Genomic DNA, 12,887 nt, shown 5'->3' on the forward strand with positions numbered 1-12,887 from the left:
AGAAGTTACTTCATTCCTCAATATTGCAGTTGATAAGAATCTTAAGAAATTGCAAGTTGAAGAAGAAGACGGAAGCGTAGTAAAAGTTTTCACATTTGACGGCTACGGCTATTACATTTATGAAAACGACTTTGACGATTTGGCTACATATTATGCGAAGAACGATTTCCCAGAAAAATATGTAGGCTATTATACAAGCGCGAATAAATCCGTTAGAGTAACTATAGAAAATACGGGCAGAGTTAAATACATGCATGGAAAATACGGTAACTGGGATTATATTACTGGCAACTGCGTATTCAAAGGCAATGTATTAACGGTTAGAGGCGCGTATTGGAATGGCGAGAAAGTAGTATTTGGCGAAGACGGAAGTATTACTTGCTATGCCAAAGACGGCACGGAAATTAAATAATTGAGAGGAGGATATAAAGATGACTATAAAGAAAATATTAATAACATTATTAAGTTTGGTATTCGTATTTGCGGTAAGTTGCTCAAGCGATTTAGGACCTGACGCGAGCCAAAGCAACGATGACGATTTGATTAATAATCCAGATGCAACTATAGCCGCTTTCGTAAACGACCATGCTGGCGTATATTATGAAGCTGCTGGATATGCAGATTATAAACTCAGAAATGGAAAAGTTAGAAATATACATGGTGCAGAAGTGGCTGTTGAAAAGACATCTCGAGCGGAAGGCAAATTACAAATACGAAACGCTAACGAAGGCACTGTAGAAGTATTGAAGTTTGACGGCAAAGGTTATACTAGCTATACTTCTTATGTTCTTGAAAAATCAAGCAGCGATGTATCCGAAGAATTAAAAGCTAAACCTGTAGGCGGACATGACCCAGCATTAGCTCAATATGCAGGAACTTATAAAGATGTAAATAGAAGTATAGAAAACTTTATAGCTATAGACGGCTCAGGATATATCTATTTCTACGATACAAATGTAACGGTAGCCAATAAAAGAGTAGGAATAACAGGAAACGAATTGACTATATTGGAAACTCAAAATAACGAAACTATTTTGAGAAAACTTATTTTCAAATTCGACCAAGGCGTTTATAGAGAATATAATGTTAACGGTTCGCATATAGAAGTAACTGGCGAAAGATTCACAAGAACGAGAGACTTTGTTGAAGATTTGGCAAATACTATATATGTTTCTGCCGACAATAAAAACTCTATTGCGTTTAATTCAGGCGGAGCTGTAGTAATAGACGGAACTGCAGATTATCCAGAAGCTATAAGAGTAGGAAACACGATTAAAATAAAGAAAATCGGAGTTACTATAACTATAAACGGCGATAGCGCTACTTATAAACCAAGTTATGGTAGCTCTATAGCTATGACTAAAAAAGCTGGAAACAATGTAGTAGGAGATTGGAACGAAGGAATAAAATAAAAGAATATTTTATTTTGTTATAAAAAGAGTAGGTTTTTTAAAGCCTGCTCTTTTTTATTTAATTGTCATTACGAGGCTATTTATAGCCGAAGTAATCCACAAAAAAGAAATTCTATTATTTTGGATTGCCACGCCTCACGCTGTGTGCCTCGCCGAAGGCGGACAAAGTCACGGCATCGGCTCGCAATGACAAAATTAAATTAGACTGTCATTACGAGGGCAACGCCCAGCGACAAAGTCGGGCAGAGCCAAGTAATCTATTCTATTTGGATTGCCACGCCTCTATCGAGGCTTGCAATGACAATACTATTAACCGTCATTCGCCGAGACTACTGTCCGCCGTTGGCGAGGCGTCCCGCACTCTGTGGGCTTTAGCCTAGGGAACGAGGCTATTTATAGCCGAAGTAATCCACTTTTGGAATAGTGCTTTTTCTGATAACAATGTGGCTTTCGTTTCTGTGATAAAGAATTTTAATCTTCCAAACCGTCACCTTCTTCCTCTTCGGAATTTCCAGAAGCTTCTCTTAAAACCTGCTTTATCGCGTCAAATATTTCTCTTGCTTTTGCTTTGTTTACTTCGGAGGTTTTAGTTTTTTTATTTATCGAAGCTCTTTTTAAAATCAAATCTCCGTAAGTTTCTCCGATTCCGCTTATTATAAGAGGATTTGTAATTAATTTTTCTACGGTCGTTTTATTTTCCGAAAGCAGCTGGCAGAATAAATTATAATTAAATTGTTTCGTTAAAGGGTCGTATCCAACGGGAGGCATTTTCGTAAAATCTTTCCAAATAGGAATAACTTTCGTAAAATCGTCTTTGTTTGTTCCATCGTCAACGACAAATAAATTTCCTTTATCGGTTTCCAATTTTATTATTCCGTTTTGATAAGAATTATCTTCGGTTAGAACGAAAGAACCTTCCGCTCCCAAATCGATTAACATAGCGTCTTGCGAAAATTGAAAATGAATATATCCGCCGTATCTTAAAATGTCTATAATTTTCTGTCCTTTAATATTTTCCATTTCCGAATAATCTTTATCGTATGAAACTATTTTATTGATATAAGAATAGCAAATTTCGTCCTTTATGGAACTGATTAAATTAATTAAGTATGGTAGTTCTTTCATTCTGTCTATTATCCTGTTTTTAATATTATGTTTACTTTTTATTATATCATTTAAAATAAAAAAAATCAAATAAAAAATATTTCTTTGAGTTATAATTAAAAATATCTTTACAAAAACTATGAATTTTATTATAATTAATTCGATATAATAATTATAAAATAAAAGTTTGGGAGGAATTCGGATGACAGAAAAAAAATTTTATATTACCACGCCTATATATTATCCTTCGGACTATTTGCATATAGGACATTGCTATTGCACAATCGCAGCCGACACTATGGCGAGATATAAAAGAATAACGGGATACGATGTTTATTTCTTGACGGGAACGGACGAGCATGGTGAAAAAATTTCAAGAAAAGCAGAATCCGTAAAAATGACTCCTAAAGCCTATGTCGATAATATTGTAAAAGCGACAAAAGAATTATGGAAAAGACTTCATATAGATTATACTCATTATATAAGAACGACTGACGATTATCATGTTAGAAGAGTGCAAAAAATATTTAAAATATTATACGATAAAAATTTTATATATAAAGGCAAGTATAAAGGTTTATATTGCGTAAGCGATGAAGCGTTTTTTACCGACAGCCAAGTTATAAAAAAAGAAGATGGAAAATGTTATTGTCCCGATTGCGAAAAAGAATTGGAATATAAAGAAGAAGAATGCTATTATTTGAAATTATCCGATTACGGAGACTGGCTTATCAATTATTATAAAGAGCATCCCGAATTTTTGGGACCGAAAGAAAGAATGAACGAAATGCTTAATAATTTTCTTTTGCCGGGTTTGGAAGATTTGGCGGTTACTCGAAAGGGATTGAAATGGGGAATCGAATGCCCGATAGATAAAGAACATAGCATATATGTTTGGATAGACGCTTTAAGTAATTATATAACGGCTTTGGGCTATCCCGAAGAAGACGATGATTTATTTAAAAAATACTGGGCATGCGATGTTCATTTTGTAGGAAAAGAAATTGTCAGATTCCATTCTATAATCTGGCCCATAATGCTTAAAATGCTCGATGTTCCTTTGCCAAAAAAAGTTTTCGGACATGGCTGGATATTATTTGACGATGGAAAAAAAATGAGTAAAAGCAGAGGAAATGTAGTAGAACCGAACAGCTTGATTGATAAATATGGAGTTGACGCTTTAAGATATTTTTTGATGCGTGAAATTAATTTTGGAATAGACGGATATTATTCGCAGGAATTATTGCTAAAAAGAATAAATAGCGATTTGGCTAACGATTACGGAAATTTATGGCATAGAATAACCACAATGCTTGGAAAATATTTTAACGGAATTCTGCCCGAAGAAGTTGAAAGCGTTTACGGGGAGCGAGAGCGGGAATTAAAAAAAGCGGTTTTAACTTTGGACGCGAATGTCGAATCTGCGCTTGACGATTTTAAATTTAACGAGGCTTTATCGCATATTTGGGAAGTGATAAGAATGACTAATAAATATGTCGAAGAGAGCGCTCCATGGAATTTGGCGAAAGACGAAGCTAAAAAAGATTATTTGGCAAATGTAATGTATATATCTTTTCAAAGCTATTATATCATAACGGCTTATTTGCAAATATTTTTTGTAGAAACTCCGAAAAAAGTTTTTAACAGACTCGGACTTTCCGATAGCGTTCCATTGGAAGACGCTAAAAAATGGGGTTCTTTAAATGCTGGAATAAAAATAGAAAGAGGAGAGGCTTTATTTAAAAGATACGACATTGAAGAAGAAATAGGAATAAAACCTAAAGAAAATAAAAAAGAAGTTAATCCTCCTAAAGACGATAAACATAAACCGAATATAGAAAAAGAAGAATTTGAAAAATTGGAATTATTAACCGCAAAAATAATTTTCGCCGAAAAAGTTGAAAACGCGGACAAACTTATAAAATTTGTAGTCGATATAGGCGAAGGCGAGCAAAGAGTAGTCGTTTCTTCGATTGCCGAATATTATAAAGCGGAAGATTTGATTGGAAAAACCGTTCTCTATTTGGCTAATTTGAAACCTAAAAAATTTAGAGGAATAATGTCTCATGGAATGCTTCTTCTTGCCGACAACGGAGAAACTTTATCGATTATGAAAGCGGAAAAAGATTTTGACGCGGGATGCGAAGTAAAATAATAAATTATAAATTAAAAATAAATTATAATAAAAAAATAAAAATGAAAAATAATAAATTCAAAAATCAGTTTAACGAAAGTAAACTCAGAAAAAAATTAAGAAAAAATCAAATGTCCAAAAAACAGAAGGATATTTTAAAAAAAATGTTTATATCTTTTTTGGGTTTAATTTTTTTATGCGTTTTAATAATCGTAATAAATAAAGCTAAAGTTTTGAGAGTGGAATTGCGAGGATTAAATTTTTTAAATCCAATCGATATAATTGAAGAAGCGGGACTTTCAAAATATAATAATCGAAGTTTTTTTAATATTCCTAAAAGAGAAATAAAAAATGAAATAGAAAAAAATATAAGGTTGGAAGTGGAAAATATAAAACTTTCTTTTCCCGATTTGCTTATAATAAATTTGAAAGAAAAAGAAACTTTATTTTTGCTCGAATCCGAAACGGGAATTTACGAAATTACGGACGAAGGCTATATTATAAAAAACGACATTATCTATAATTACGATGTCCCTTATATTACGGGCTTGACTATCAATCCGACTAATACAAAAATTGAAGACGATTATCCTCAATATTTGGTTTCGGTAATTTACGAAGTGAAAAAAAATAATAAAGATATATATAATTTAATATCCGAAATAAACGCTTTCGGGAACGATTTGATACTTTATCCGAGAGGCTATCCCGTTCAGGTTATTTTAGAAAAATATGTTAAGGCTTCAAAATTTGTGGAACTTGCAGCAATTCTAAAAACCGTTCGAGAGCAGGCGAGCGCGACTTACAGAATAGATTTCAGATTTGACGAAGCTATAACCGTTAATTAATTTTTCCATTGTTCGGGATTTTTATTCCATTCGATTGCGATTTTAAAATCTTCCTCGCTTATAAATTTTTTATCTTTGGCGATTTTCATTAAAGTCGAAAAATTAGAAAGCGAAGAGAATTTTATTTTTGCCTCTTCAAAATTTTTATTTGCCTTTTCAAATTCATAAGAGAATATTGAGATTATTTCAAGTCCAATCGCTCCTTCTTCTTTAGCCGCTTCAAAAGCTTTAATCGAACTTGTTCCCGTTGAAATTAAATCTTCTATTAAAATTAATTTTTTTCTGCTGCATTCCGCTCCTTCGATTTGTTTGCCTTTTCCATGTTCTTTTTTTTCGCCTCTTATATAGCATAAAGGTTTATTTAATTCGTAAGCGATAAAAGAAGCCCAAGGAATTCCCGCGGTTGCCGTTCCTCCGATTATATCGAATTCTTTATTTTTCAATATATCGACAAAAGCGTCAATTATAATTTTTCTATATTTTGGAAAACCGATTATATATCTGTTGTCGCAATAAATCGGACTCTTTATGCCCGATACAAAAGTAAAAGGATTTTGAATATTTAATTGCACGGCGTTAGTTTCAAGCAAGGCTTCCGCTATCAATTCTGATTTTAAATTTTTATTATTTTCGATTCCTTCGGCTATTTCTTCAATAATCATTTTGCAGGCTTTAACTCTGTCTTTATTTTTAGTTATAGGTCTTCCAATCACAATATAATCGCATCCGTTTTCCATCGCTTCTTTCGGCGTCATTATTCTTTCTTGGTCATCATTATCCGCCCATTTCGGACGAACTCCAGGGCATACGGTTATAAAAGATTCTCCGCATTCTTTTTTTATAATATTCGCTTCTCTTGGAGAACATACAACTCCGTTCAATCCCGCTTCTTTTCCTAATTTTGCCCAATTTACCGCTAGGTCTTTAAGCGCCAAATTTGAATTAAACATATTTTTTATATCGGTTTCGGACAGACTCGTTAATATCGTCACTCCGATTATCAAATTATTTTTATTTAGTTTTTTTATTTCCTCTACGGTTTTTTCCATCATTTTTTTTCCGCCGCTTGTATGAACATTAAACATAAATATATTTTGTTTTGCCGCAAATAAAGAAGCCATAGCGGTTGTATTCGGTATATCATGAAATTTCAAATCTAAAAATACTTTTTTATTTTTGCTCGCCAAATATTCTATTATCTCTCCTTTCGTGTATAAAAAGAGTTCGAGTCCTACTTTATAAAATATCGCGTTATCTCCCAATTCGTCTATAAGTTTTACAGCTTCGCCCATAGAATTAAAATCCAAAGCGATTATTAATCTTTCTTTAGGGTTTAACATATTTAAATCTCCTTTTTTAAAATCTTAAATTATTTATGCGCGATTCCTATCAAATCTTTTATATTTTCTATATTATTTTCTTTAAGATAATTTTCAATTCCATTTATAACTTCAATCGGAAGAATCGGATTTGAAAAAATTCCAGAACCGATTGAAACTAAAGAAGCGCCCGCCATTATAAATTCCAAAGCGTCATTAAAATTTTCTATTCCGCCCATTCCGATTATTGGAATTTTTATCGCTTTAAAAACTTGATAAACCATCCGAACGGCTATCGGCATTATGCATCCGCCAGATAATCCTCCAAAAATATTTCCAAGTAAAGGCTTTTTAGTTTTTGTGTCGATTTTCATCGCTAAAAAAGTATTAACCAAAGAAACGGAATCCGCTCCAGCGCCTTCAACCGATTTTGCTATTTCGGTTATATCGGTAACATTCGGAGAGAGTTTTACTATTAAAGGTTTTTTAGTTAAAATTTTTTTTACGGATTTGGTAAGATTTTCCGCTGTTTTGCAATTTATACCAAAAGCCATTCCTCCGTTTTTAACATTCGGGCAGGATATATTTAATTCTATAAAATCGATTCTTTCAATTTCGTTTGCAATTTCCGCAACGGCAATATATTCTTCTTCGCTTTCTCCGTTTATGTTTAGAATTATTGGAGTAAAATATTTTAGATTTTCGATTATATTATCTCTAAAATATTCTACACCGGGATTTTCCAAACCTATCGAATTAATCATTCCCGAAGGAGTTTCGGCGATTCTTATTCCTTTATTTCCGTCTCTCTTTTTTAATGTGATTCCTTTTAAATTTACCACGCCGAGTTTATCTACATCGAAATAATTATTATATTCTTCTCCAAAACCGAAACAGCCCGAAGAAGTTATAACGGGATTTTTTAATTCTTTCCCTAAAAAATTGATTCTTAATTTTGACATAATTCTACTTTATATTACTAAATATTTTGCATCAAATACGGGACCGTCATGACAAACTTTAGCGTTCTTAATTTTTTTTTCTTTATCTAAATTATCAAATATTTCTATATTGCATCCCAAACAGGCATTAACTCCGCAAGCCATTCTTTGCTCCATTGAAGCGAAACATTTTATATTATTTTCCAAAGCCAATTTTATTATTCCTTTCATCATAATTTCTGGACCGCAGGTATAAATCAAATAGAAATTATTTTCTTTCAATAATTCTTTCGTTTTATCAACCGAATTGCATTTATCTCCGATTGAACCGTCATCTGTAGTTATATAAAGTTTGATATTTTTTGTATCGAAATATTCAATTATTTTTATAGCGCTTTCGCTAGCTCCGCCAAAAATTAAAGTTATATTATTTTTTTCTTTTAATTTATTTATTAAAAATTTGAACGGCGCTATTCCCATTCCGCCCGCAACCAAAAGTAAATTTTTATTTTTTATATGGGTTTCAAATCCGTTTCCGAGAGGTCCATGTATATTTACAATTTCCGATATTTCAGATAAATTTTTTGTTCCATCGCCTTTGACTTGATAATAGAATTCCAAAATATTTTTATCTGCATTATGAACGCTTATTGGTCTTCTCAAATATTTTTTGCATTCGAGCATGAAGAATTGTCCCGCTTTCGTATATTTGTAAGATTTTTCGGATTTTACTTTTAATAAATATTTATCTTCGGAGATTTTTATATTTTCTATTATTTCGCATTCTTCCAAAAACATGAAAAACCTTTGTGTATTTTTAAATAAATTTTTTACAGATTTATTTAAGTATAACATATATAAAATTTAATTTAAAGTATAATAAGTTTTATATGATTGACAAATATTTTTAATTATGTTTTAATATTTATAAAATTATATACAGTAAAGTAATAAAATGAACATAACGGAATTTAAAAAAATATTCTATGAAATTAAAAATAAAGGATATATAAAAACAATGAGAAACGGTCCGACTGGAGTCGGATATACATTGGAATATCTTTTAGGAATAAACGAAAACAATAAAGCAAAGCCCGATATTGAAGGAGCAGAGTTAAAAGCTCATAGAATTAATTCTAACAGTATGATAACTCTTTTTACTTTTAATAGAAAATCTTGGATATTAAATCCTTTAGAAGCAATAAAAAAATATGGAAGCGTTGATTCTAACAGACGTTTGGGACTTTATTATACGATTTCATTAAAACCGAATAGCGCGGGATTATTTTTATATATAAAGGATAAAGAAATTTCCGTAAGACATATTGACGGCGAAATTATTGCGACTTGGAATTTAGATAATTTAGTCAATAGATTTTTAGAAAAAATTCCATCTTTAATTTTTGTATCCGCATTTTCGGAAGAAAGAGACGGGATGGAATACTTTAATTATGCGAGAGCGCAATTAATGAAAGGAACTTCATCCGATATACTTTTTAATCAGTTCAAAGAAGAAAATATATTTATAGATTTACGATTACATGATAACGGAACAAGAGCGCGAAATCATGGCACTGGATTTAGAACTTTTGAAAGTAAATTGCCGTATTTATTTAAGGATATAAAAGAATTATGAAATATAATGTAATAAGAAACGAATCCTATGATTTTAAAAATGAATCTTATTCTTCATTGTATCCCAATATACATAAATATCCCGCCACTATGCTTCCGCAATTAGGAATTAAAATATTAAAAGAATTGAATATATCGAAAGGAAAAATGCTCGACCCTTATTGCGGTTCGGGTTCATCGTTTTCCAGCGGTTTAGAATGCGGTATAAATTTTATATACGGTTACGATATTAATCCTTTAGCCGCTTTAATATCCAATGTAAAATTTACTAAAATTCCAATTAATTCGTTAGTATCGGCAAGAAAAATATTTGAGGAAAAAATTTTAAATTTTGTTATAAAAAATGACGCGACTATTTTTGAAAAGCCAAGCGTTACAAATATAGATTTTTGGTTTTCGGATAAAACAATATATAAATTACAAGTTTTAAAATATTTTATTAACGAAATTAAAGATAAAAAATTAAAGAACTTTTTTCTAATTCCTTTTTCAGAAACGGTTAGAGACTGTTCTTATACGAGAAAAAATGAATTTAAACTATATAGAATGAAAGAAAATGAAATTTTTAAATTTGACCCTAATGTTTTTAATGTTTATTTAGACAAACTATATAAATTAATATTTGTATATAAAAATTTTTATTTACCTAAATTGATTGGAAATATAAATATCAAAATAGAATGCTCGAAGTTATCCGCCAAAAAAGATTTTTATGATATTGTATTAACGAGTCCTCCTTACGGAGATAGTAAAACAACGGTAGCTTACGGTCAATTTTCTACTTTATCAAACGAATGGATGGATATTGATTACGCTAGAAAAATTGATAGTTTATCAATGGGCGGTATTAAATCAAAAATGTTAATCAATAAAGGATTAATTTCTAATTATATATCCAAAATAAATTCTATTGATAATAAAAGAGCGTTGGAAGTATCTTCTTTCTATAATGATTTAGAGGAATCGATTAAAAATGTTTCGTATAGCCTTAAAAAAGGAGGTAAGGTTATATATATAGTTGGAAATAGAAGAGTAAAAAATATAGAATTGCCTACAGACCAATTTGTAGCGGAGAAATTTGAAGAAAACGGATTAAAACATTTATTAACTTATAAAAGAGCTATAAATAGTAAATCAATGCCGAGCAAAAATTCTCCGACTAATAAAAAAGGCGAAACGAAAAATACCATTCTATATGAATATATAATAGTTTGTGAAAAATAAATAATAAACTAAAATTTATAAATTATACGGTATCTCCAGCTTTTGCAATATTTTCTTAAAATCTGCGATAGAATTTTGATTATTCTTTAATTCTAAAAATTCTATATTCAAAGATTTTAATTGATTTTTATTTTGCAAACTTAAAGTGTCGGCAATAAAAATATTCGTGTCTCTTGCGATTACCGCGTCTGCAGATTCGGGATTTCCTTTGCCCATTAGCTTTACTTCCACTCTATAAATTTTGCTTTTATCTTTATTAAAAAGTTTAAAATCAACTTCTCTATCAAAATCCAATTCGCCGTCTTTCTTAAAAATATCCGCGTTTATATATTCTTTTGGAACTCCGCTTAAAGCACATAATTCTAACATTAAAGGTTTTTCTACTATTTTTCCTATGCTGCTCCAAGCACCGCCTCTTAAAGCGATTTTCTTTGTGGCAAGCGCGTTTATAACAAGCAGACTTTCGCTCAAATTTAATTCAACGCTAATATTCTTATAAGAAATTTTTATGCTAATTCCTATATTTTCGCTTGAATCTCCAAGCGATTTTAAAATGGTTTCCAAATAATCAATATTGCTATTTGCGACATTTATCATAATCTCTTTTGTCGCGCTTCCATAAATATTGCTAACCGTCTTTTTATTCATTCCCGCAAAAATCGCCGCTTCATCGGGCTTGATTTCGTTATTGTTAATAAAATTCTTTTTATACCAATTTAAGTTTATATTCGTATCGTTCATTTTTGCCTGCAAGATTTTCTTAAAAAATTCCAAAGCAAAATCTAAAAATTCCACATTGATAGCGTTAATAACTTCTTCTCTATAATCTTTTCCGCTAATAAGTTTATCAACGGTTTGTTTAATTACTATTTCATTAAATCTCATAAAAACCGCTCTTTTTTAATTTTTCGCAATATTCTTTATTTTGTTCGCAAAGCAATGGCATTCTATTCATTTTTATTGCAACCTTTCCAAATGTCCCGCTTCCCGCGAAAGGGTCGCATACAATATCGTTTTCAAAAGAATAGTATTTTAAAACTTTTTGGCAGAGTTCTTCTGGAAAAACCGCGGGGTGATTTTTATCGGACTTCGGAGATATATGCCAGCAATTTGTAGAATCTATTTGTTCGTCATTTTTAAGATTTTTATTATATGCTTTAATATTTTTATCAAGTAAAAAAGGCGAGTTTTTACGATAAACCATAATGCTCTCCGTGATGCAATTTGGCTTATAACTCAAAGGCTTTTTAGTTTGCAAATATCCCGCAATTCTATTTGGGACGGAATACTCGGATTTTATCCAAATAATTTCATCAATAAAATAAAATCCTGCTTCTTGCAAAATTTTGTGAAAATCAAAATGTATCGGATAGCGAATCGATTCAAATTCTCTTCCCGCTCTTTTGGTAATCACGGGCGAAACATTGATAATTATAAATCTTCCGTCTTCCAAAATTCTATGGCATTGTTTTAGCGTTTCAAACATAGAATTTAAATAATCTTGGTAGCTTTTATAATCGCTGTAAATTCTCGCATTATAGTAAGGCGGAGAAGTAAAAATAAGCTGAATTTGTTTATCTTTAATTTTACCAAGCGTTATGCGATTGTCTCCAATTAATAAAGACGGTTTTATAATTTGTTTCGGTTCAGGCTTTATAGTTTTTCTTTCTTGTTTGAATTCATAATATTCGAACATTTTTTGCATAACTTCGTTTTTATAATATTCGAGCATTTTATCTCTTAAAAATATAAATCTATCGTCATTTTTCGATTTATATAATGCAGTTCTAAACATTTGATAGACGACTTCCATATAATGATTATTGAAAGCTTCTTTACTTAAAAAATCATAAATTTTATCATTTTGTTTTTGTCTGCCAATCGAAGAAACAATTTCTCTTTTAATCTCTATATCAAAATCTTCGTAAAAAAGTTTTATTAAATAATTAAGATTGCTTTCTTTTCTTTCCAATCCTAATTTTTTAATATATTCTATTGTAATTTTAGAATCGGGCAAATTCTTTTTGGACTTTCTTTTATGAATTGCAATATTATTTTTGGAGCGAGCGGGTTCAATAATAGAATCGGTAGAAATTTCATTAAAAAAAGTATTTAACATTTCAAAAAATCCTCATAACGATAATATATTAGAATTATAGAAAATACAAATAAATTATATTTTTAATTATAAAAACGCTTGACAAATATTTAATTATATATTATACTTAATGCATAAACATAAAAGGAAAATGTAATATGTCTTTTGTAAA

At 30.6% G+C, this 12,887-nt stretch carries 12 protein-coding genes; 6 read left to right on the forward strand and 6 right to left on the reverse strand.

Annotated elements, in window-relative coordinates; all coding sequences use genetic code 11:
• On the forward strand, nucleotides 1–412 hold a 412-nt coding region (locus tag ACR0QS_RS05715; RefSeq protein ID WP_432632479.1), incomplete at its 5' end, for a hypothetical protein.
• 19 nt (nucleotides 413–431) lie between these two features.
• The gene (locus ACR0QS_RS05720; RefSeq protein ID WP_432632480.1) at nucleotides 432–1,412 is read left to right on the forward strand and encodes a hypothetical protein; all 981 of its coding nucleotides are present in this window, start codon (nucleotides 432–434) and stop codon (nucleotides 1,410–1,412) included.
• Between the two features lie 471 nt (nucleotides 1,413–1,883).
• Here the strand turns inward: ACR0QS_RS05720 and ACR0QS_RS05725 are convergent, their stop codons facing one another.
• A complete protein-coding gene (locus tag ACR0QS_RS05725; protein WP_432632481.1) occupies nucleotides 1,884–2,537 on the reverse strand; it encodes a DNA-formamidopyrimidine glycosylase family protein in 654 nt (217 codons plus the stop codon).
• 181 nt (nucleotides 2,538–2,718) lie between these two features.
• Between ACR0QS_RS05725 and metG the strand changes: the two genes are divergently transcribed.
• Together metG and ACR0QS_RS05735 are read left to right on the forward strand one after the other, a co-directional pair.
• Nucleotides 2,719–4,671 carry a methionine--tRNA ligase gene (gene metG, locus ACR0QS_RS05730; protein ID WP_432632482.1) on the forward strand — a complete coding sequence of 651 codons (1,953 nt, stop codon included), beginning with the start codon at nucleotides 2,719–2,721 and terminating at the stop codon, nucleotides 4,669–4,671.
• Between the two features lie 41 nt (nucleotides 4,672–4,712).
• Entirely contained in the window at nucleotides 4,713–5,498 is a 786-nt protein-coding gene (locus tag ACR0QS_RS05735; protein WP_432632483.1) for a cell division protein FtsQ/DivIB, read from the forward strand.
• On the opposite strand, the gene pyrF is transcribed toward ACR0QS_RS05735, so the two are convergent.
• From pyrF to ACR0QS_RS05750, 3 genes are read right to left on the reverse strand one after another with little or no spacing between them, the layout of a single operon-like run.
• Complete coding sequence (gene pyrF / locus ACR0QS_RS05740) at nucleotides 5,495–6,838, reverse strand: orotidine-5'-phosphate decarboxylase (RefSeq protein ID WP_432632484.1); 1,344 nt, start codon at nucleotides 6,836–6,838, stop codon at nucleotides 5,495–5,497. The two genes, ACR0QS_RS05735 and pyrF, sit on opposite strands and share 4 nt — an antisense overlap.
• A 29-nt stretch (nucleotides 6,839–6,867) precedes the next feature.
• A complete protein-coding gene (locus ACR0QS_RS05745; RefSeq protein ID WP_432632485.1) occupies nucleotides 6,868–7,779 on the reverse strand; it encodes a dihydroorotate dehydrogenase in 912 nt (303 codons plus the stop codon).
• Between the two features lie 9 nt (nucleotides 7,780–7,788).
• Entirely contained in the window at nucleotides 7,789–8,556 is a 768-nt protein-coding gene (locus ACR0QS_RS05750) for a dihydroorotate dehydrogenase electron transfer subunit (RefSeq protein WP_432632486.1), read from the reverse strand.
• Nucleotides 8,557–8,713: 157 nt separating this feature from the next.
• On the opposite strand from ACR0QS_RS05750, the gene ACR0QS_RS05755 reads away from it, so the two are divergent.
• Together ACR0QS_RS05755 and ACR0QS_RS05760 are read left to right on the forward strand one after the other, a co-directional pair.
• Entirely contained in the window at nucleotides 8,714–9,394 is a 681-nt protein-coding gene (locus tag ACR0QS_RS05755) for an MvaI/BcnI family restriction endonuclease (RefSeq protein WP_432632487.1), read from the forward strand.
• Nucleotides 9,391–10,617 carry an adenine methyltransferase gene (locus ACR0QS_RS05760; protein WP_432632488.1) on the forward strand — a complete coding sequence of 409 codons (1,227 nt, stop codon included), beginning with the start codon at nucleotides 9,391–9,393 and terminating at the stop codon, nucleotides 10,615–10,617. The genes ACR0QS_RS05755 and ACR0QS_RS05760 overlap by 4 nt, the downstream gene beginning before the upstream one ends.
• 15 nt (nucleotides 10,618–10,632) lie before the next feature.
• On the opposite strand, the gene ACR0QS_RS05765 is transcribed toward ACR0QS_RS05760, so the two are convergent.
• Both ACR0QS_RS05765 and ACR0QS_RS05770 read right to left on the reverse strand, forming a co-directional pair.
• Nucleotides 10,633–11,502 carry a CfrBI family restriction endonuclease gene (locus ACR0QS_RS05765; RefSeq protein ID WP_432632489.1) on the reverse strand — a complete coding sequence of 290 codons (870 nt, stop codon included), beginning with the start codon at nucleotides 11,500–11,502 and terminating at the stop codon, nucleotides 10,633–10,635.
• Nucleotides 11,492–12,736: a DNA-methyltransferase gene (locus ACR0QS_RS05770; RefSeq protein ID WP_432632490.1), complete on the reverse strand. Its 1,245-nt coding sequence runs from the start codon at nucleotides 12,734–12,736 to the stop codon at nucleotides 11,492–11,494. Before ACR0QS_RS05770 ends, ACR0QS_RS05765 begins: the two co-directional genes overlap by 11 nt.
• Between the last annotated feature and the right edge of the window lie 151 nt (nucleotides 12,737–12,887).

Source organism: Brachyspira sp. (assembly GCF_050873525.1).
Classification (GTDB): Bacteria; Spirochaetota; Brachyspiria; order Brachyspirales; family Brachyspiraceae; genus Brachyspira.

Coding starts and splice junctions, on each gene's coding strand:
- ACR0QS_RS05720 (WP_432632480.1), top strand. CDS start 432: ATGACTATAAAGAAAATATTAATAACATTATTAAGTTTGGTATTCGTA.
- ACR0QS_RS05725 (WP_432632481.1), bottom strand. CDS start 2,537: ATGAAAGAACTACCATACTTAATTAATTTAATCAGTTCCATAAAGGAC.
- metG (WP_432632482.1), top strand. CDS start 2,719: ATGACAGAAAAAAAATTTTATATTACCACGCCTATATATTATCCTTCG.
- ACR0QS_RS05735 (WP_432632483.1), top strand. CDS start 4,713: ATGAAAAATAATAAATTCAAAAATCAGTTTAACGAAAGTAAACTCAGA.
- pyrF (WP_432632484.1), bottom strand. CDS start 6,838: ATGTTAAACCCTAAAGAAAGATTAATAATCGCTTTGGATTTTAATTCT.
- ACR0QS_RS05745 (WP_432632485.1), bottom strand. CDS start 7,779: ATGTCAAAATTAAGAATCAATTTTTTAGGGAAAGAATTAAAAAATCCC.
- ACR0QS_RS05750 (WP_432632486.1), bottom strand. CDS start 8,556: ATGTTTTTGGAAGAATGCGAAATAATAGAAAATATAAAAATCTCCGAA.
- ACR0QS_RS05755 (WP_432632487.1), top strand. CDS start 8,714: ATGAACATAACGGAATTTAAAAAAATATTCTATGAAATTAAAAATAAA.
- ACR0QS_RS05760 (WP_432632488.1), top strand. CDS start 9,391: ATGAAATATAATGTAATAAGAAACGAATCCTATGATTTTAAAAATGAA.
- ACR0QS_RS05765 (WP_432632489.1), bottom strand. CDS start 11,502: ATGAGATTTAATGAAATAGTAATTAAACAAACCGTTGATAAACTTATT.
- ACR0QS_RS05770 (WP_432632490.1), bottom strand. CDS start 12,736: ATGTTAAATACTTTTTTTAATGAAATTTCTACCGATTCTATTATTGAA.